Source organism: Paenibacillus senegalensis JC66 (assembly GCF_000285515.1).
GTDB lineage: Bacteria > Bacillota > Bacilli > Paenibacillales > NBRC-103111 > Paenibacillus_L > Paenibacillus_L senegalensis.
The window spans coordinates 348,880-367,978 of sequence record NZ_HE610961.1 but is presented as its reverse complement, the minus strand read 5'-3'; the positions used below and the strand labels follow the sequence as shown (position 1 = coordinate 367,978).

14 protein-coding genes, 1 pseudogene and 1 riboswitch are annotated in these 19,099 nt (G+C 45.7%); of the genes and pseudogenes, 9 read left to right on the top strand and 6 right to left on the bottom strand.

The genetic code is table 11. The annotated features are described in order from the left end of the window. The first annotated feature begins 1,647 nt into the window (after positions 1-1,647). From PSHG_RS20210 to groL, 3 genes are all read left to right on the top strand, one after another. Positions 1,648-2,019 carry a hypothetical protein gene (locus PSHG_RS20210; protein ID WP_010276939.1) on the top strand — a complete coding sequence of 124 codons (372 nt, stop codon included), beginning with the start codon at positions 1,648-1,650 and terminating at the stop codon, positions 2,017-2,019. A 260-nt stretch (positions 2,020-2,279) separates the two neighbouring features. Beyond that, complete coding sequence (groES, locus tag PSHG_RS20205; protein ID WP_010276937.1) at positions 2,280-2,561, top strand: co-chaperone GroES; 282 nt, start codon at positions 2,280-2,282, stop codon at positions 2,559-2,561. A gap of 119 nt (positions 2,562-2,680) precedes the next feature. After that, positions 2,681-4,309, top strand: a complete 1,629-nt coding sequence (gene groL / locus PSHG_RS20200) for a chaperonin GroEL (protein WP_010276934.1) — start codon at positions 2,681-2,683, stop codon at positions 4,307-4,309. 1,344 nt (positions 4,310-5,653) lie between these two features. On the opposite strand, the gene PSHG_RS20195 is transcribed toward groL, so the two are convergent. After that, positions 5,654-6,058 carry a type II toxin-antitoxin system VapC family toxin gene (locus PSHG_RS20195; protein WP_010276932.1) on the bottom strand — a complete coding sequence of 135 codons (405 nt, stop codon included), beginning with the start codon at positions 6,056-6,058 and terminating at the stop codon, positions 5,654-5,656. Continuing rightward, complete coding sequence (locus tag PSHG_RS20190; protein WP_010276930.1) at positions 6,055-6,288, bottom strand: hypothetical protein; 234 nt, start codon at positions 6,286-6,288, stop codon at positions 6,055-6,057. The genes PSHG_RS20195 and PSHG_RS20190 overlap by 4 nt, the downstream gene beginning before the upstream one ends. 686 nt (positions 6,289-6,974) lie before the next feature. Between PSHG_RS20190 and PSHG_RS20185 the strand changes: the two genes are divergently transcribed. Continuing rightward, positions 6,975-7,556, top strand: coding sequence for a DUF4256 domain-containing protein (locus PSHG_RS20185; RefSeq protein ID WP_026021503.1), 582 nt, complete (start codon positions 6,975-6,977; stop codon positions 7,554-7,556). 292 nt (positions 7,557-7,848) lie between these two features. Here PSHG_RS20185 and PSHG_RS30745 read toward each other — a convergent pair whose 3' ends face one another. Further along, a complete protein-coding gene (locus tag PSHG_RS30745; RefSeq protein ID WP_157213478.1) occupies positions 7,849-7,938 on the bottom strand; it encodes a putative holin-like toxin in 90 nt (29 codons plus the stop codon). 421 nt (positions 7,939-8,359) lie between these two features. Between PSHG_RS30745 and PSHG_RS20175 the strand changes: the two genes are divergently transcribed. Continuing rightward, the gene (locus tag PSHG_RS20175; RefSeq protein ID WP_010276927.1) at positions 8,360-9,478 is read left to right on the top strand and encodes an MFS transporter; all 1,119 of its coding nucleotides are present in this window, start codon (positions 8,360-8,362) and stop codon (positions 9,476-9,478) included. 152 nt (positions 9,479-9,630) lie between these two features. Here the strand turns inward: PSHG_RS20175 and PSHG_RS32020 are convergent. Continuing rightward, a pseudogene (locus PSHG_RS32020) lies at positions 9,631-9,687 on the bottom strand (hypothetical protein); the annotation flags it as partial. Positions 9,688-9,793: 106 nt separating this feature from the next. On the opposite strand from PSHG_RS32020, the gene PSHG_RS20170 reads away from it, so the two are divergent. Next, positions 9,794-10,912: a response regulator gene (locus PSHG_RS20170; RefSeq protein ID WP_010276925.1), complete on the top strand. Its 1,119-nt coding sequence runs from the start codon at positions 9,794-9,796 to the stop codon at positions 10,910-10,912. 120 nt (positions 10,913-11,032) lie between these two features. On the opposite strand, the gene PSHG_RS20165 is transcribed toward PSHG_RS20170, so the two are convergent. After that, a complete protein-coding gene (locus PSHG_RS20165; RefSeq protein ID WP_010276923.1) occupies positions 11,033-11,869 on the bottom strand; it encodes a transglutaminase-like domain-containing protein in 837 nt (278 codons plus the stop codon). Between the two features lie 13 nt (positions 11,870-11,882). Beyond that, a riboswitch (cyclic di-GMP riboswitch) is annotated at positions 11,883-11,973 on the bottom strand. A 758-nt stretch (positions 11,974-12,731) separates the two neighbouring features. After that, positions 12,732-14,081, bottom strand: coding sequence for a choice-of-anchor A family protein (locus PSHG_RS20160; protein WP_010276921.1), 1,350 nt, complete (start codon positions 14,079-14,081; stop codon positions 12,732-12,734). Between the two features lie 229 nt (positions 14,082-14,310). Between PSHG_RS20160 and PSHG_RS20155 the strand changes: the two genes are divergently transcribed. The 3 genes from PSHG_RS20155 to PSHG_RS29590 all read left to right on the top strand — a co-directional run bounded on the left by PSHG_RS20155 (position 14,311) and on the right by PSHG_RS29590 (position 19,055). Beyond that, on the top strand, positions 14,311-15,291 hold the full coding sequence (locus tag PSHG_RS20155) for an Ldh family oxidoreductase (protein ID WP_010276919.1): 981 nt from the start codon (positions 14,311-14,313) through the stop codon (positions 15,289-15,291). A gap of 532 nt (positions 15,292-15,823) precedes the next feature. After that, a complete protein-coding gene (locus PSHG_RS20150; RefSeq protein ID WP_010276916.1) occupies positions 15,824-16,594 on the top strand; it encodes a tyrosine-protein phosphatase in 771 nt (256 codons plus the stop codon). Between the two features lie 22 nt (positions 16,595-16,616). Further along, positions 16,617-19,055, top strand: coding sequence for an S-layer homology domain-containing protein (locus PSHG_RS29590; RefSeq protein ID WP_010276914.1), 2,439 nt, complete (start codon positions 16,617-16,619; stop codon positions 19,053-19,055). The last annotated feature ends 44 nt before the right edge of the window (positions 19,056-19,099 follow it).

Here is a 19,099-nt window from a genome sequence, read left to right as displayed (position 1 = left end):
AAACACCCAAGAATGTTTTACGGCATTCTTGGGTGTTTCCTTTTTACGGCAGGTGTCGCACTAAAAAGCTGCTTTTCGGCCAGGCTCCTGTGGCTTTGATATGCAATCATTCGCATAGAAGGAGCGGGTGCTGGGGGAAACCGCAAAATGTATGCGGAAAACCGGATAGAATGAGCGGGTACCGGGGTGAATCACGAAATGTATGCGGAAAATTGGATACATTTCGTCTTCCCCGGTGCTCCTGGTGGAAATCTATGCGAAAAATCGCATACATTTCGCCATGGCGTCGGACAAGACTGTCCTAGTACGTCCGCACGGTGAGGGGAATCTGAGCAAGGTGGTTCTGTTATCCATTGCGCTGTATCGCTAGTGAGAAGACCGTACATTATATTGTGCATTGCCATCTTCGCTCAGCAGGAATCTAGTGGAACGTTGCGAGACACATGCGAGGACCCGGCAGGATGTGCTGCGAGACGCCAGCGAAAAATTCAATGGGGTGGATGCAAGAGCCTCGGGCAAGTGTTCCTGCGAGAATTCCCAGGCGATGTTCTACGCTAACGCTCGCCATTGTTCTTATTTAGCCTCAAAAGCAGATTTTATTTTTAACGCTCGTCCTCGCTCTTATGTGTGACAAAAAGCCCGGAAAACAGCGATTTGAGCAAATAGGGACGAACGCGAGCGTTAGAATTTACAGACCCCTGATTTTGTTCAAATAAGGACCACTACGAGCGTTACAATTCAAAGCAGGCTGCAAACGACCTCACTGCTCGCTGTACAACTGTAAAGGCGGAACTTAAGTGATCGAAATCAAATCCGCATATCATCTGTCACTTATAAACGGCGCGAACAGACACTCTAGACCAATAGATAGAGGAAACGAACGTCCCTTTAATTCACGAAGCATCAATTTTTAGGCATAGCAGTAGATTTATTAGTAGGTAATATTCTTGACCGTTGTTTTTCCGCTTGCAACTGACTACGCCTGCAGAGAAGACGCGAAAACTTTATGTCTCTCAGCTGCGGACCACTTTTTCCAGTTTGTGTTTCCGAAGAAGGTTTCCTTACGGAAGTACGAAGCCATGTTACTGAGGAAAGTTTCCCTATGAAAATTCAAAACTAGGTGCCCGTATTAAGTTACTCGCGAAAGCTGCGACCAGATTTCTTAAAAAGTTAAAAAGCCGAAATTTGAAATTTTTTCGATGGATCAATGAAAACCTTTTCATGTCAGCTTATCCGACATCTTTCTAGAAATGTACACTATTTTAGGTCTACTCCCCTCTTGACGTAAGGGTAGAAGTCTTCCATACTTTACTTAAGTACTTCATGAAAGTAATAAAATATATAGGTCGGATGAGCCACAGGGGGTAAGTAAAAGGCTTAAGCTCGCTTAATACCAGAAAGAGCTGTCGAGCACCAAAGCTGGGAGTCAAGGCTGGGTGACAAGGTCGAGCATCAAAGCTGGGAGTCAAGGCTGAGCGACAAGGCCGGACACCGATGCCGGGAGCGAATCCTGAGGTCAAGGCCAGGCATCAATGCCCGGGGCCACGGACGGACGCTAGTGCCTGGGGTCAATGCCGGGCGATTAAGCCGAATTTTAGGAGATGATGAAGGTATAAGGATTGGAAATAAGTTAATTGGGGGTCTTTTATGGAGCTTTTCTACACGGTTCTAGTTGCTTTGATCATTATTTTTATTGTACTGTTCGGGATCTACATGATTGAGTCGAAGAGAAGCCGAATCCACAAAAACCTCTTGAAAAAGGGGGCTAAGGCGCAGGCTACGGTGGAGGCAATTGAACAAATTGGCGGCAATGACACCCACGCTTTTGTCCAGATGAAGATGAAGGTTAACCAGGGTATGGAGCCGGTCAAGGCTTTGATGCTGGAAATTGGCATTCCCAGGGAGGATTTGGCCCGATTTGAGAGCGGGAAACAGTTAGAATTGCACTATAATAAAGGCTACAAGATTGTAGTTGGTGGACATCTTGGGGAAATTCTCTCCCGCGAAGCAGACAATTAACAGATAAGAGAATGCCTGCAGACGGGTTTCAAATGACCTGCAAACAGAACCATGCCAGACGTACATTACATCATGCGCGCCTGGCATGGTTCTGTTCATATTAGCTTCCATAAAAAATTGTGAAAAATAGCCCAAACCACTTGCAAATCAAAAAAAAATGATTATGATAAATAGTGTTATTAGCACTTGAGTTCAACGAGTGCTAATAAAGGGCTTAACCAAAGCCAACGAAGCAAAATTTAAAAGGAGGCTATTTTTCCATGATCAAACCGTTAGGCGATCGCGTAATTATTGAAGCCATTGCTAAGGAAGAAACTACTGCAAGTGGAATCGTGTTACCGGATACGGCTAAGGAAAAGCCGCAGGAAGGTAAAGTTGTTGCAGTAGGCAGCGGAGCAGTTAAAGACGGAGAGCGCATTCCTCTGGAAGTGAAAGAGGGAGATCGTGTTATCTTCTCCAAGTACGCCGGCACAGAAGTTAAATACGATGGCCGCGAGCTGCTGATCATGCGTGAAAGCGATGTTCTCGCTATTTTAGCTTAATAAGCTTGACCGAATAAATACTTAAGCAAGCCGGTGGGTCACTGCGGCGATATTTTGGCATGTGTGTAGCCGGTTGAACGATCACCATACATCTCAATAGAATATAGGAGGGTTTATTAATGGCCAAGGACATTAAGTTCAGCGAAGAAGCACGCCGTGCAATGCTTCGTGGGGTAGATGCTTTAGCGAACGCGGTTAAAGTTACTTTGGGACCAAAAGGACGCAACGTGGTACTCGATAAGAAATTCGGCAGCCCGTTGATCACTAACGATGGTGTAACCATTGCTAAAGAAATTGAACTCGAAGATGCATTCGAAAACATGGGAGCGCAATTGGTTAAAGAAGTTGCTACCAAAACCAACGATGTAGCTGGGGACGGAACGACTACTGCTACTGTGTTGGCTCAAGCGATGATTCGCGAAGGTCTGAAAAACGTAACAGCCGGCGCTAACCCTATGGTTATCCGCAGAGGTATTGAAAAAGCGGTAAAAGCGGCTACAGAAGAGCTGCAAAAAATCTCTAAGCCAATTGAAGGCAAAACTTCTATCGCTCAGGTTGCTGCTATTTCCGCTGGTGCAGAAGAAGTAGGTGAACTGATCGCAGAAGCTATGGAAAAAGTCGGCAACGACGGCGTTATCACTGTAGAAGAATCCAAAGGCTTCACTACAGAGCTGGAAGTTGTTGAAGGTATGCAGTTCGACCGCGGCTATGTTTCCGCTTATATGGTTACGGACACCGATAAAATGGAAGCTGTGCTGGACGATCCTTACATCCTGATCACAGACAAGAAAATCTCCAACATTCAAGAAATTCTTCCTGTGCTGGAGAAAGTGGTTCAATCCGGCAAGCAGCTGCTGATTATTGCTGAGGACATTGAAGGCGAAGCAATGGCTACTCTCGTAGTGAACAAACTTCGTGGAACCTTCACTTGCGTAGCAGTTAAAGCTCCTGGCTTTGGCGATCGCCGCAAAGCAATGCTGCAAGATATCGCTGCTTTGACTGGTGGCCAAGTCATCACCGAAGAACTCGGTCTTGACCTGAAATCCACTACCGTTGAACAGCTTGGACGCGCACGTCAAGTACGTGTAACTAAGGAAAACACAATCATCGTGGACGGTTCCGGTGATAAGCAAGACATCGGTGCCCGCATTTCGCAAATCCGCGCTCAACTGGAAGAAACAACTTCCGAATTCGATAAAGAAAAACTGCAAGAGCGTTTGGCTAAGCTGGCTGGCGGCGTAGCGGTTATTAAAGTAGGTGCTGCTACCGAAACCGAGCTGAAAGAACGCAAACTGCGCATTGAAGATGCTCTGAACTCCACTCGCGCTGCAGTAGAGGAAGGTATCGTATCTGGTGGAGGTACTGCTCTCGTTAACGTATACAACGCAGTAGCTGCTGTTGATGTGAGCGGCGACGAGAAAACCGGTGTGAACATCGTTCTGCGTGCTCTGGAAGAGCCTGTACGCACGATTGCTTCCAACGCTGGTCTGGAAGGCTCTGTTATCGTAGAGCGCCTGAAAACCGAAGAAGTAGGCATTGGCTTCAACGCAGCTGTAGGAGAATGGGTGAACATGATCGAAGCCGGTATCACCGACCCGGTTAAAGTTACTCGTTCGGCACTGCAAAATGCTGCTTCCGTAGCGGCTATGTTCCTGACTACAGAAGCTGTTATTGCTGACAAACCTGAGCCAGAAAAACCAGCTATGCCGGATATGGGCGGCATGGGTGGAATGGGCGGCATGATGTAAACAAGGGCATGAGCCCTTGTGGGGCAAGGGTTCCTCCTCGGAGAAACCCGGATTGCCCACATTTTGCCCACATTGTGTAAAATGAAGACACCTTAGAGTGATGCACATTGCTCTAAGGTGTTTTTTATTAGATCGCGCAGACGTGAGAATCATATTGATTTTTCTGTGAATCAGTATTCTACTTCTGTTTTTAATGAAAAGTTCAGGGATGCTGTAACGGATACCGAAGTTCCTATAGATAGATATGGTGATGAGCACTATAAAGTCTGGTGTGTTGATAGCGAAGCGATTGAAATCAGTACCTGGAGTAAACTTGTGTGTGCCACACTTGATGAGCCATTTAGAGACTTATTTATAGAAGTGTTTTCTGGTTGATAAATCATTACTGAGTCATTACCTGCAAAAACCCCCCTTACTGTTAGAACTCAAGCGCGAATGCTGCTTGAGTTCTTTATTTTTCGCTTGTCTTTTAATGTAGTTGTGGTAGGTTCATGTTACTGCTACTAACGAAGGATACGTGTCTTATTCTGGCGAATATTTACATGTGGAAAATGATGTAATCACTGAGCTAGCCTTGTTGTTAGCATGAGCACTTGTCTGGAAGCTGGAGCCCTCCCTCAGATTAAGCATGTCAAGAACGCGCAGCGTTCATTTTAGCTTTGATCTGAGCCGCTCTCAATTCCCGTGAAGGAGCGCAGGGGGATTGTTCCCTACGTTCCTTTTTGGAGACGGAAGCGGAAGGTTCATTCCGCCGGAGAACTTGCTCTCAATCATCGGAACGATTAAAGGGAGGGAACTTTAGGTGAAAATCAAAAAAGTTAAAATTCAATTATATATTAATTGAAATCTATTTAAGCGGTAGTAATGTAGCAATTTTTGAAGTCAACGATAATAGCGAACGTATCCAGGAAAGCGGTATATCATTAAAAATTGCATTTGATGAGAGGTTTCAAGAGGAATACGAGCAATTTGTAAGAAAGGGCGACGTCAAGACTCTACCAATTGAATATTATGATCTTGTATGGTCTAGTTTTGCTAGGGAAACTATAACGCCTAGAAGCATCCCACTTAAGTCAGCCATGATTAATTCTTCAAGTAATCGATATCAGAATGGGTCTGATTGCATTCCCTCACATAGTTTATTCAGACAGAATGCCGAAGAGTTGTTTGTGAAATTGATGAAGATACGTTGAATGTATCACATAGACACAACCATGATGTATTGATTCTGAATCAGCATCATCAAACTCGGATATTCGGGATAAAGTTAATGCGTTTTCCGTACTTACTCTGGAAAACGCATTAACTTCAGTTTATCCTTGGTCGGTTTTCAGCACAGTAGCCCTATATTTTCAACAAAGTCATTCCATACTCATTCATAACAAAGTTCATGTCTGAATCCCGGGAAACCAGCACCAAATTAGCTGTAAAGGCAGTTGCAATAATGAGCGCATCAGGAGTTTTTATTTTCCGTCCCTTGCTTCTTTGCTCGCTTTGCATGGAAGCTGCTTTTCTTGAGACAGCGGAATCGACATGTATCATATGCCTAGGGGAGAAAAGCTTTTCTGCGATTATGAACTGATTGTGTTTGACACCGCTCAGTACTTCACATTCCGTAATCGTCGAAAAGAATATTCGCCGTTTTTCTTCTTGGGCTTGTCGTACTAAGTTAACGGCGGCATGATCGTTGTCCAGAATGGCGATGACGATGTTCGAGTCGAATAAATATCCGGAGTGGTTGCGGCTCACTTTCCCCAACCCTCCCGTGACTCCTGAATGTGGTCTAATAATTCTTGTGCTTCCCCGGGCTTCAGAATTCCAGCCACACTTAAAATGTCGTCGACGGAGTAATCATCAAATTCCTCAATGGTTTCTGATTCGAGGTCGATGACCAGCTTCTTTGTGGAAATATTGTTTTCAGATAAAAACTTCCTTAAGTCTTTTGCTATATGAGGATGGAGTTTGCGTACCATTGACATGGAGAACCACTCCTTTATCAAAATATTTGTTAAATCGGTTCGCTTCCCGCGATCTTCTTCGATCTTTACTTATAAACAATTATACCCGATTATGGAATGAATGGATACGGCCACGGCACACTGAACGAGTCATTATCTTGTGCCTTTCATGTACAATTGGGGTTAATGTTAGTGCCACAACGTGCCCACATTTTGCCCGCATACTCTACTCACAGATCATACTCACATGGATTTATCGAACTGTTATTTCAAAAAAAACGAACAAAATCGCAGTAAAAAGACTCATATATAAAATCGAAATTGTCTCATGGGCGGCATGATGTAATCATCCACCTAAGAAACTTTATATATCAAGGATTTGAGACCCCGAAAGGGGTCTTTTTTCCTGCCTTTTTTCTAAATCGATCGGCGCAACTCATTTACCGCATGATGATTTCCGTGTATTCTTATCCTTAGGCTAGTCCTTTGCTCTGGTTTTGGATAGGATTCGCCTCTATACCAATAGTGATCGATTCTTTAGGTGCGAACGAACAAAGTCTGAAATTCATGGAAATGGTTATAATTGGGGCTAAACTAATGAAATACTAATTAGATGTAAAATCAATTTATCTTAAAAAATGAGCGCTCTTATCAAGCTGCAAGCCCTTAGGAGGGCGGCCATTTTGGGAAGCAAGGGAGGAACGAACATGACAAAAAGTAGTGAAATCAGCAATAAAGCGGAGTTGTCGCCAGAACAACGGGAAGCATTGCTCAAAACATTGAAAGCCCGTTTCGAAAAAAACATGAACCGTCATGAAGATATGGAGTGGGCTGATGTACAGGCAAAGCTTGAAGCTAGCCCTGAAAAACTGTGGTCACTTAATGAAATGGAGGTCAGCGGCGGCGAACCTGATGTTGTCGGTCATGATAAGCAAACGGGTGAATACATTTTCTATGATTGTTCGGCTGAGAGCCCTAAAGGCCGCAGAAGTATTTGTTACGACCGTGAAGCGTTGGAATCAAGGAAAGAACATAAACCGAAAAACAATGCTGTTGATATGGCAGCGGATATGGGGATTGAGCTTTTAACGGAAGAGCAGTACCGGGATCTGCAAAAGCTTGGAAGCTTCGATACGAAAACATCAAGCTGGGTCCAAACACCCGATAGGATTAGAAAACTCGGCGGGGCTATCTTTTGTGACCGCCGGTATGATACTGTTTTTGTGTACCACAACGGAGCAGAATCGTATTATGCAGCAAGAGGTTTCCGAGGCTCGCTAAGAGTTTAAAAAAACACGAGCCCTTCTAACACGATCATGCCCCCTTTCAACACGATTGGAGAAAGGGATGTCCAGCACGATTGGAGAAAAGGGTGTCCTGCGGTAATTCAAGTCCTGCAGCATCGCGGGTGTTATTGCGCGTGTAGAACGATCCGATAACCTTGCAGGAATAAATGGCTCATGGTAAAGTAAGAATAGAAATAAGGACGGCGCGCCTGCCGTCCTGGCACAGCTCTTGGGTGGGGAACCTCCGAGAGACAACCCGGAAAATAATCCGCACCGTGGCGCTAACCTGGGCGGGTTATTTTCTTTTCTTCTCGATATAGGTCAAAAGCGCAAGGATGAAGGATCCGAACGCAAGCATAACCACAATCGTCTGAAAAGTATCCATAGGCAACACCTCCTCTCTGGAGGCTGCCTACTCCCACCCAAGTTGGGCTGTACGGGAATATTATACCAAACCGCTGAGCGCATGTCCTTTGGATATGTGCTTTTTCGCCGTGGCGGTTGCCGTGGCAGTTATCAATGGAAGATTATGCAGCTATCTCTTTTGCACCTCACGAAGCTCCCAGTAAACAAAACACGTAGCTCCAGTAAAGAGTGGTCGGAGTCACATGACGGTGATTAACCACATCAATTGCAACCGCTTTATTTCCGTAAATAGAACATGATTGTAACACATAAATCGCGAAATGCCTTTTCAATCCCCAGAAGACATGGTAATACACTTGCATAGGGTCAGCAGCTATCATCAGAAAGTATAGCTCCCGGAATGCCGATGTACGATTTCTATCAAGTTAGGGGATGAATCCATGAAGCGAATCGTGTTTCCCGGGATCGCGCTAATTGCTGTTTCCTATGCGTTTGCCCGTTCCAGCTTCGGTTTATTTTTGCCTAATATTGCTGAAAGCCTCGGCTTGAGCGAAGCAGCTTCTGGGGCAGTGGGTTCTCTCGCTTATATGGCCTATTGCCTAGCCCTATTATCTTCAGCACTCCTGATCTATAGAATAGGGTCCAACCAGACGGCGGAAGTGGCGGGACTCAGCGCAGTATTGGGGATGATAGGCATAGCTGTGGCGCCGAATCTGTTTGTTCTGTCCGCAGCGGTTTTGGTCGCGGGCCTGAGCAGCGGATGGACATCGCCCGCGTTAAGCCAGACTGTGTCTGATGGGTTACCGCCAGCTGAAAGGGATCGGGGGAATACATGGATCAACACAGGGACCGGCTTCGGGCTAGTATTATCCGGCCCTATGGCTCTTTTGTTTGCAGGACATTGGCGTTTCGCCTACGCATTATTCGCCTTGATCGGAATCGGGGTGATGCTATGGAACAAAAAGGCGGTTCCTGCTAGCAAAGAATTAGGAGAAAGAGCTCCGATTTCTTTATGGAATATGATGAAACAGTGGAGAAAGAGCGTCTATCTGTTATCCGCGTCTTTTGTTGTAGGGGTAAGCTCTGCTATTTATTGGACATTTGCGAGAAGCTTCTTAACGGAAGAATACGGAATGGGAAGTCGGGGGAGCGTTGCATTTTGGGTATTGATGGGAGCTGCGGGGGTGTTGGGAGGAATCGCTGGTGGTACGATTAACCGGTGCGGAATAGCACTATCTTACCGGATCAGTATCGTCATCCTGGCTTTCTCGGTGGCTTTGATTACGGTGCCCTTCTTTTCAACGATTTATCTGTCTGCGATTTTATTCAATATAGCGTATATTTTCTCGACCGGTGTTTTTATCGTGTGGGGCACACGAATTTTTGCTGAGGCTCCTGCTGTTGGAGTGAGCTTTTCTTTTTTACTGCTTGGTATCGGTCAATTTCTGGGCTCCTTGATAGCCGGGGTAGTACTAGAAGTCCTTTCTTATCCTATGGCTTTTCTATTGTTTGCCGGGATTGGACTAGCGGGGTTAGCTGTGCCTATAAAAAAAGAATGATCATTTCAGCGCAACCTCTTACAAAGAATGTCGTATCTATAATTAGAAATTACTTCTTAATGGAGTGAAAATTTGCCGGATGTTTCGGAACCCATTCCAATACGTTCAACAAAATTTAGTTCCAAGAATATTGTCACGTTATAGATTGTATATCATAATAAGACTAGGTAGGTCCATAGACAACGAGAACAAAGAGGCGAACGAGCCGTTCATTCTTTTTCCTTTTTTCTTGTAAGATAAGAAAGAATGCCCGGTTATTTCGCCGTATCACCTAGGAACAACATTCAGGCCCTCCGTAAAAGAGGTGTGAGATTATTGAGAGCCATCATAGTTGATGACGAGATCCTAGCTTTGCGCTACCTGGAAAGAAAGCTTCTGCAAGCCGGTCAAACAGAGATTATAGGAAGCTTCACAAATGTATATGAGGCGATAGAAGCCGCAACCGCGGATAAACCGGATGTTATTTTTTTGGATATTAGCCTGCCTGGTATGAGCGGGATAGAGGCGGCTGAGCTGTTAAGTGAAAAAATGCCAGGGATGGATATTGTATTTGTTACCGCCTATGAAGAGTATGCGATTAAAGCTTTTGAGCTGAATGCTTTTGATTATATTTTAAAGCCGGTAGAGAGTGCAAGATTAGAGCGAACGGTTACCCGACTCGTTCACCGCAGGTCCATGGTGCCTGCAGCTGAAGTGCCCAAGCCATCAATGCTGAGGTGCTTGAGCGCTTTGGAGGTTGGCTTGGACCAACCACAAAGCATAACTTGGCGAACGACTAAAGCTCAAGAATTGTTCGCTTATCTGCTGCATTACCGGGGGCAGAACATCCGGAAGGATGAACTGCTGGAATTATTATGGCCTGATGTGGATCGCAAGAAAGGTACCACTCAGCTATATACGGCCATCTACCAAATTAGAAAAACGATGACACAATACCAGACACCCATTAAGATTCAAAGCAGCGGTACCACTTATCGGCTTGAACTTAACGGAATGCGTCTGGATGCTGAGGAATGGGAGCAGGGTGTTCTGCATGCGCCTCCTCTTGATCGTCATACCTTAAAGCAGCATCAGGACTTGTTAGCTTTATATCGTGGAGATTATTTAGGCGATCAAGATTACTTATGGGCTGAAGGGGAAAGAGAGCGGCTGCGGTTGCTCTGGTATGAGCATGCCTTGACTGTAGCCGATTGGCTGCGTGATTCAGGCCCTATTTCTCACGCAGTGACTCTGTATCAACAAATTTTGCAAAAGTTCCCTTATTCCGAAGATGTGTATTGGTCGCTTATGAAACTTCACGGTAAAGCAAACGATTGGACTTCTGTTGAAAGGGTATATGCTGAGCTGTGCCGTGTTATGGAAGAGGATCTGGGAACTTCTATTCAGCCATCGATCCTCGACTGGTACGGTAGAGCTAGAGCGGCAAGAGGTTAAGGCCTTGCCAATCCAAATTCCGCGCAGCTTATTGAACGGCAGAACATCGTCTAGCTAATCTATGACAGTGCTGCCCAGCAAGAAAGCTAATTATGATTCTGTTTATGAATATGCTCTGATCTAGTATTCTAATTTGGTAGTATAATCTGTATGACTTTTAATCATTTCAAAAGCAGTATTCGCTTTTAACCATGCGGCGTCTACTGTAGTGTCAATGATTAACCATTCGTTGGTTTCCTGCAAATATACTTCATTCCAAGCATGGTATTGCTTCACAAACGCCGAATCGCCCATAACCAGCTTAGTAGGGATGCCGATACTTCTCAGCATTCCTGCAAACAACGATGCGTAGTCATAGCAAATTCCTGTACCTTGCTCGTAGATTTCAGTAAGCTTGGGCAAGTAGTTGGCAGGAGGGTTAGCGGCTTTAACCTCGTCATATTCAATATTTTCTATTATAAATTGGTACAAAATGCTGATTTTCTCCATATCGGTCGTTGCATGCTTGGTCAATTCCCGGGCAGCAACAACAAAGGGCATTGAATCGTCCCAGTTCACGTTTTGTATTGAGCCCAAATAAACTTGGGTAGGGTCGTCCAGATTTAAAGTATACGAATCTCGTAATACAAAACGGTATTGGTTATCGGTTACATTCTCCAAAACGCTAATCTGGTAATCTCCGTTGCCAAGCTGCAGGGGAAAAACTTCACTAGCCTGGTCGAACTGGAGATCGTAAAACCTTTTTTCATCGCCTTTTTGAATTAAAAGCTTAGTTTTAAGACCGGGCTTTACATCGTATTGTACGTTTACGAAACCAGGATCACGATATTGAAATACGGGATTGGACGCGGGAGCTACTGCTTGCTGTTCAGGTGCAACAGCTTTGGCGTAAAGAGTGGGGGTAACAAGAAAAAGCAGACAAGTGGTCAGCATAAGAATAAAGCTTTTTTTCAGCATAAAAAACCCCTCTTTCGGTAACTGGCTGCCATCTGCTTGAAAGCAAGCAGGAAGGCCCTATAGCTTTGCGTCCCTGTCTTTAGACAGGTTTGCCATTATCGTGAAAAGTTTTGTTGAAAAAGTTCTAAAAAAAATAATATTCAATTACTAGATTATAAAATTGTAAACTGTATCAAAGAAATGGTTGGATTTACCTCTCGTTTATTTCTATTATAATCCAGTTTTAAGAGATAAACAACAGCATTCGTCATAGTTTAGGACATTTTTCAACAAAAATTTTTTTAGAAGTTATATTTGTCGAACCTTCTGCAGGAATGTAATGAGAAAAATATGTGAAATGCGAATGTTCCGTGTGGCGTGGATGCGAGGAGACAGCCGCCTTTAGATTGGGATAGCAGCGGCGAGGCTGCTTACAGCTTGTTGCGGATTTTGACGGTCGCAATGAGGCTGTCAGTTAGCAGGAATTCCAGTGTGCAGCGGACGGTGAGGTCTATTGCGATGTTTGCGGCGGGCAGCGGGGTCGTTTGCAGCTCGCTCTGGATTTTAACGCTCACCACTGTCCTTATTTGAGAAAATCAGGGGGATAGAAATGTAACGCTTGCCATCGTCCTTATTTTGCTCAGATCGCGGTTTTCTGGGCTTTTTGTCACAAATAAGATCGAGGATGAGCGTTAGAAATAAAATCCCTGCTTTTTAGGCTAAATAAGAGCAAGGGCGAGCGTTAGCACAGAACTATCTTGCAGGTCGATACGCACGAGGCACTTGCAACGGCACAATAAATCGACATTCTCCCAGTCGTCTTTATGCGACCGATTCCACAGAAGGTAAGACAGTTCCAACAAAGCTATAAGATCACACTCGACTAGCTTTTTCGCTTTTTGGCGAATCCTAGAGCGATACCTATAGCAATCAGGATAAATCCGGACAAGTAAAATAAAGCTCGGCTGGTTTCTCCGGTTTGAGGCAGCTTGGATAATGGAACTTGAGATGAGCTTCCTTCTGTGGGAGTACCCGGCGGAGTTTTCTGATCGTCAGTAATGACATTGATTTCTTCTTCCTGCTCGGGAGCCTCTCTTTCTATGAGTGAGGGAGGTTCCTCGAAATCATTTTTATCGTTCGGGTTACCCGCAGGCACTTCAATATCAGTTATACCTTCATTTGGATTGCCTACTGGAATCTCATTATCTTCTATAATGATAATTTCTTCGTCTTCAAACGGACCAGGAAAAGGCCCTTGGCTTGGCCCCGGATTAGGTTCCAGCGAAGATACCGGATTAGAATCCAGGGACGGCTCCGGACTAGGCTCGAGCGAAGGTGCCGGATCAGACTCCAGCGAAGGTACCGGATTCTCCAGACTAGGCTCCGATGGCGGGAGTTCCGGCTCAAACGGAAAGTGGCGGGTTTCAATATGTCCCGTTATCGTATCGGCCACCAGGGTACCATCGATATGGCTGTAGGTCGTTTTGACCGCAGCATAAGGAGCTAGCAGCGAGCCTTTGACATCTACGTTCAGAATTTCCAGGTCAGTTGTTTCCGGAAAATTAAACAATACCTTTTTAGCATTAAAATTCAAATAATCCCCACTGTCCATTGTTCTATTAGTGCCATATATGTTAATAATCACTGTCGAATCAGCGGGCACGTCAAGACGGATTTCGCCTAAGTCTTTGTCGACTTGAAAAACGTTTAGTACAGGATCCGTACCTTTTAAAACTATATCTGAATGCCCAGGATTGGTTTCTACGTCTCCATTAGTCGGCAAGGATGCGTAATGGCCGGTCAATTGATAAAGCTCCGAGCGGGCTTGGTCAAAGTCGATAACTGAGCCTTGGCGCAGGGTTCCATCCGGAATTCCGATCCCGGAACCGCTGAAAGTATCGCCGTATACGGCATCTCCGCCGTTGATTTGACCGTTAGTAAACGTAAGATTACCTCCAACGGCTAAAGCTTCTTTGCCCCGGTGTACGGAGTGGGAGTTTATCCTGTAGTTTTCAAACGATGCATTTCCACCAACGGCTGCACGACCTTCCGTATCGGAGTTAGTCATGGTCAAGTCTCCATGAACAAACAAATTAAATTCACTGGCGATCCCTAACGGACCACTACTGGTAGAAGATGAGCCCGTATCTGCTAATACGGCCCCGCCACCCCTTCCAAGTGCCAGCCAAAATACCAGCAGAAGAGCAATGGCTTTGTGTTGCTGAGTTCTCAACTCGCTACCTCCTAGTTTTATAAAATACATGAAATCCTAACTTCCAGACTACCACCGTGGGCTGAACAATTTCTGAAACCGCAAACAGGAATTGAGAACACGGAGAACGAAATGATTGAGAGTGAAAAATGCAGGGTAATTACGCGTAATAAGCAAGAAAGAGAAAGGCAAAACGAGTGGAAGGGCCCGGCCCAGACAACTAGAAAATCAAATAACGGAGGTGCTTTTTATGAACCAAGATGCTAAACAATTCATTCGCGTAGAGGCCGATACCATGAGTCAGTTTATTGTGGAGCTTCTAACCTCAGTAAGTATGCCGGAATCCAAGGCGCGCTTTCTAGCGGATTGGCTGGTTACGAATGATCTGCGCGGTGTTTATAGCCATGGAACTGACAGAGTGATTTTATATTTGCGTGATCTTCGCGATGGTCTGCTAAATCCGGATCCCGGCACTTCAGTAAAAAGGGATGATGGCTCCACTATCGTTGTTGATGGAGATGGGGGGCTTGGCTACTTTCCTGCCTACGAGGCCACCCGGCTGCTGGTCGATAAAGCAAGGACGCACGGGATAGCTGCTGCGGTTACGGTGAACCACGGACATATAGGAGCGGCGGGTATTTACTCTCGACTTTTGGCCGAGCATCAGCTCATCGGTTATGTGACGTCCGGGCATCAGCTCGAATTAAAACCGGAGGATAGCATTATGGAGGCGGCAGGAGGATCGCCTATGTCCTTTGCCGTGCCGGCTGGCGAGGAATTGCCCATGGTGCTCGACTTCGGAGCTGTTCATGATGTGTATACCCATTCCCCCCATTTCAGTCAGCTGTTTGAAAAAGCGCCCGGAGTGGTGTTCCGCAGTATGGGGTTAGGTTTTATGTGTCAAGCTTTAGGCGGCTTTCTGGCAGGAGTGCCGGTGGACAAAAAAAGAAGAACAAATCTGTACGAAGGAGCCAACCAAGGCTCGTTGATGATCGCCATCGACAGCAGCCGTTTCCTGTCGCAAGAACAGTTCCAGTATGAAATGGGCGAATATGTTCGTACTACAAGTCAAATGCAGCCGCTGCCCGGGTATGACCGTGCTACATTGCCGGGAATATTGGAAGCAGAGAGGGAGAAGGAAAGAAGGAAAACAGGCATTCAGGTCAGTGAGCAGCACAGAGAAAGCTTACTGGAGGCGGCAGCGGAATTCGGTGTGAAGGCTCCATTTTAAAGGATTGGATCCAAAAGGACGCTGACCTATCAGCAGCGTTTCCTTCTATAGTGTAGACTAATGCACCCCGCGAGCTATGGAAGAAAACGCTGCGAGTTAAAAGTTCAGCTCGAATGCAGCTGCAAACTGCTTCGAGCCTTGACGTGATAACCAATGAGTGAGGTAAAAAATAGATTATATCTCTATTAGCCCGGTGTTCAGTAAGCAATACAGTACAGTACAGGGCGAGTCATTCGTTGTGTCGGTCTCAGTATCGGTTTTAAGCAGCGCGAGGGAGGACGAATATTCTAATTTATCATTTCGGTAAAAGAGGGATTAACTGAAATGACTTTAGAATAAACTTTTATAGTATCTTGATATATACATAAATGGTATATTAAGGAAATTGAAACAATTGTTTAAATGAACATGATTAACAAAAATATGTAGAATGTGGAAAGAAATTTGTCGAAAACCGCTTAAAGCTATTGAAACTTGTTAATTTCCCCCATAAAATAGGAATAGATCACAACTTGGGACAGGAGTATCGAATATGATAGATATTCATTGTCATCTTCTTCCGGGTCTGGACGATGGCGCTTCTTCCATAGAGGAAGCAGTAGACATGGCCAGAACGGCGGTCGCAGAAGGCATTCATACTGCTATTGTTACCCCTCATCATGCGAATGGAAGATACGATAATGAAGCTGACGCCGTCTTATCCGGTCTTTCCGCTCTTGCCAGTATCCTCAATGAAAAGCACATCCCCCTAACCCTTTTGGCAGGGCAGGAGATTCGACTCTATTCCGAGCTTATCTCAGATTTGGAACAAGGTCGTCTGTTGACGCTGCATCGTTCCCGTTATTTGTTGATCGAATGCTCCGCACATCAAATTCCAGATGAATTCTATGACCTTGTTCATGAATTGAAGGTACTAGGGCTAACTCCAGTGCTTGCCCATCCCGAACGGAACCGCGAATTGGCTAAAGATCCGGACAAGCTGTATGACCTGGTATCGATTGGTGTACTGAGCCAAATTACTTCTCATTCGCTGACGGGTCTATTTGGACCGGGGGTGCAAAAACTGGCCCTAAATTTCTGTAAGAGGAATTTAGCACATTTTATTGCGTCCGATGCCCATAATGCTGGAGTCAGGCCATTTGCCCTTAACGATGCTTACCGGATCATCAAGCAAAAAGTAGGATCTTCCTATGAGGAGGGTTATATACGAAACGCCGAAGCCCTTGTCGCGGATGAGCCAATCCCGTTTAAAGAAGGCCCAGTCAAGCTGAGGAGATGGTGGACATTCACAAAAAATCGTTGAAATTAGAACAGGAGATGATCTAATGAAGAAGAAAGTCGTGGCATCAACACTTGCTGCCAGTCTGGTACTTGGCTCCTTATCTGGCCTGCCACTTAGCCAGCAAGGACTATTACAGAAGTTCAATCTATCCGACTCCGCATATGCAGCGGCGTTACCATCGGATGAAGTAATCAACCAGATTAAAAAGATTTATGCTCAATTGAATGAATCCGAGTTGACGGCCCTAAACGCAGCTTTGAGCAAGATTAGACAACTTGAACCCGCCGAGAACACGAATTTAATCACTCCTCTATGGAGCAAGATCGAGGCGGCTATGGATAATCCGGCCAACTATCCGGATTTGACGGAGCGTAATATCGTATGGCTTATTCAGCAGTTGGCTATTACATATGATGAGAATTTAAGCGAGCTCGAACGGGTACGTACTGATCCTCAAGTACGGAAGATTTTGGTCCAGCTAGCTCAGCTGGCAGGTGTCAGCGGGATCGAGCTAACCGATTTGGATGCCTTCCAGAAGCAATTAGATGCTTCATTGAAGGCAAGTTTCAAGGAAAACCTACCGGAAATTCTTGCCGGATTGGTGTCGGGGAAATTTGAAGAGAGTTGGAGTGTGGCTTTCAAGGGTGCGGCTGAAGGGCTACTTGCTGAAAACTTGAAGATCAGCGAAGTGGCCAAAAAATTGGATATAACAGCTGCTGATCTGGAAGCGGTTCGCAAGCTATGGACTAGTGAGATTGATGCTGATTATGCGGTTCAGAAGATTTTGGGCGGGGCTTTCCTACGCAATGAAGCCCAGTTTACTTCTGCTATCCAAAATAATGGGAGGACTCTTGTTCCCAATTTGAAGTTGTTTGGAATAGACCTAGGACAAATTCCGGGTTCATCTCAAATTATAAGTTGGGAAGTTGTTTCTTCACCTAACAACAACATTACAGCCGCCAACAATCGATTTGTACTGCGAAGCGCTGCGACAAGAGGAGAAGCAACGATCCGCGGAACGATTAAGCTACCTAATTTGGAACTGGATGTATATCGCGGCACGATTAGGATGGAATTTACGGGCTCTGGTTCAGGTGGAGGCGGCGGTGCACCTATTGGTGGAGTTCCTAGTTTGCCACCAGCCCAAGGGGATAGTGTGATTGTTGCCCCTGTTGTGGAGAATGCGCTAGAGCGCATTAATTCTATTATTGACGGATTACAAAACCGATTAGCCGGATTGACCGACAATCAGGCTGTTCACGAAGCTTCCGAGATAGTAGCAGAAGCGGTTAGAGCGGCATCTGTAGTGAATTTGTCTCAAACGATCACAGTTGAAGATGGAGTAGCAAAAGCAAGCTTTGATATAGACGACTTAGCGGAAAGCTTCAAGAATATTAAAGCTATTGTCGATGCGGCCAACAAGCAGCTCCTCGAAGAAGTGCCAGGGGCCACGCAAGCGAAGGCAATAGCTGTACTGGACTTTGGCAAGGTAGATGCAGATCGTATCGAGCTTCCGATCAGCAAGGAATTGCTGGATTTAGCAGCAGCTAACGGAATCGAGGCACTGGCGTTCACAGTCAATGGTGTTTCGGTCACTACCGAGATCAAGTCGTTCAACCGTGATACGCTGCTTGTCTTCGAGCCTGTTGAACCGGCATCGCTGTCCAGTGAGTTGCGGTTAGCCTCTGACTTATATAACCTGGAGTTTATTTCTCAGGGAGAGACCATCTCTACTTTCTCCTTGCCTGTAGAATTGCGTTTCCCGATTACTTCTACGATATCCGGTCCTGCAAGAGAGCGTTTAGTGCTTGCGAATCTGGACGAAGTCGATCCGGTAATTAAAGGCGGGCGTTTCGACCGTGATGGCAAGAATATAGTTGCCTTTACCAAGGATTTCTCTACTTATGGCGTTATCGATAACTTAAAGTCGTTTAATGACATTTCATCAGTAGCCCAGTGGGCCGGTCAAGCGATTGAAACGGCAGCAGCTCACGGTATTATAGATGGCAGGGCACCAGGTGAATTCGTACCACAAGCCCCGGTAACCCGTGCCGAGTTTGCTAAGATGATCGTCCTCGTATTCGGACTAGAGGAGCTCGCATCTTCGTCAGCAAGCTTCGTCGATGTGAACGATTCCGATTGGTTCCAGCCTTATGTAGCAGCAGCTTCCGCTGCAGGAATTGTCAACGGCCGTGCCGAAGGCCGCTTTGAGCCTAATGCTCACGTTACACGTGCCGAAATGGCTGTTATGGCTTCCCGGGCACTTGAGCAAACGCGTGGATATGTCGTATCCGGAGAAGTGGAACAAGCGCTGAGCCGATTTATGGACGCAGCCGATATCCATCCTTCGTTACAGTCAGGGGTTGGCTTGTCAGCTCAAGAAGGGATCATTGAAGGGGAAGAGAACAACCGCTTCAATCCTAACGCATCCTCGACAAGAGCCCAGGCGGCGGTGGTAATTTACCGACTGCTGAAGAAATAAAAGATCCTGATAGCGATATTCCTCCTCCCTCCCTAATGGGGAGG

Bases quoted from the DNA above. Each gene is read 5' to 3' on its own strand.
- PSHG_RS20210 (WP_010276939.1), top strand. From the start codon at position 1,648: ATGGAGCTTTTCTACACGGTTCTAGTTGCTTTGATCATTATTTTTATT.
- groES (WP_010276937.1), top strand. From the start codon at position 2,280: ATGATCAAACCGTTAGGCGATCGCGTAATTATTGAAGCCATTGCTAAG.
- groL (WP_010276934.1), top strand. From the start codon at position 2,681: ATGGCCAAGGACATTAAGTTCAGCGAAGAAGCACGCCGTGCAATGCTT.
- PSHG_RS20190 (WP_010276930.1), bottom strand. From the start codon at position 6,288: ATGTCAATGGTACGCAAACTCCATCCTCATATAGCAAAAGACTTAAGG.
- PSHG_RS20185 (WP_026021503.1), top strand. From the start codon at position 6,975: ATGACAAAAAGTAGTGAAATCAGCAATAAAGCGGAGTTGTCGCCAGAA.
- PSHG_RS30745 (WP_157213478.1), bottom strand. From the start codon at position 7,938: ATGGATACTTTTCAGACGATTGTGGTTATGCTTGCGTTCGGATCCTTC.
- PSHG_RS20175 (WP_010276927.1), top strand. From the start codon at position 8,360: ATGAAGCGAATCGTGTTTCCCGGGATCGCGCTAATTGCTGTTTCCTAT.
- PSHG_RS20165 (WP_010276923.1), bottom strand. From the start codon at position 11,869: ATGCTGAAAAAAAGCTTTATTCTTATGCTGACCACTTGTCTGCTTTTT.
- PSHG_RS20155 (WP_010276919.1), top strand. From the start codon at position 14,311: ATGAACCAAGATGCTAAACAATTCATTCGCGTAGAGGCCGATACCATG.
- PSHG_RS20150 (WP_010276916.1), top strand. From the start codon at position 15,824: ATGATAGATATTCATTGTCATCTTCTTCCGGGTCTGGACGATGGCGCT.
- PSHG_RS29590 (WP_010276914.1), top strand. From the start codon at position 16,617: ATGAAGAAGAAAGTCGTGGCATCAACACTTGCTGCCAGTCTGGTACTT.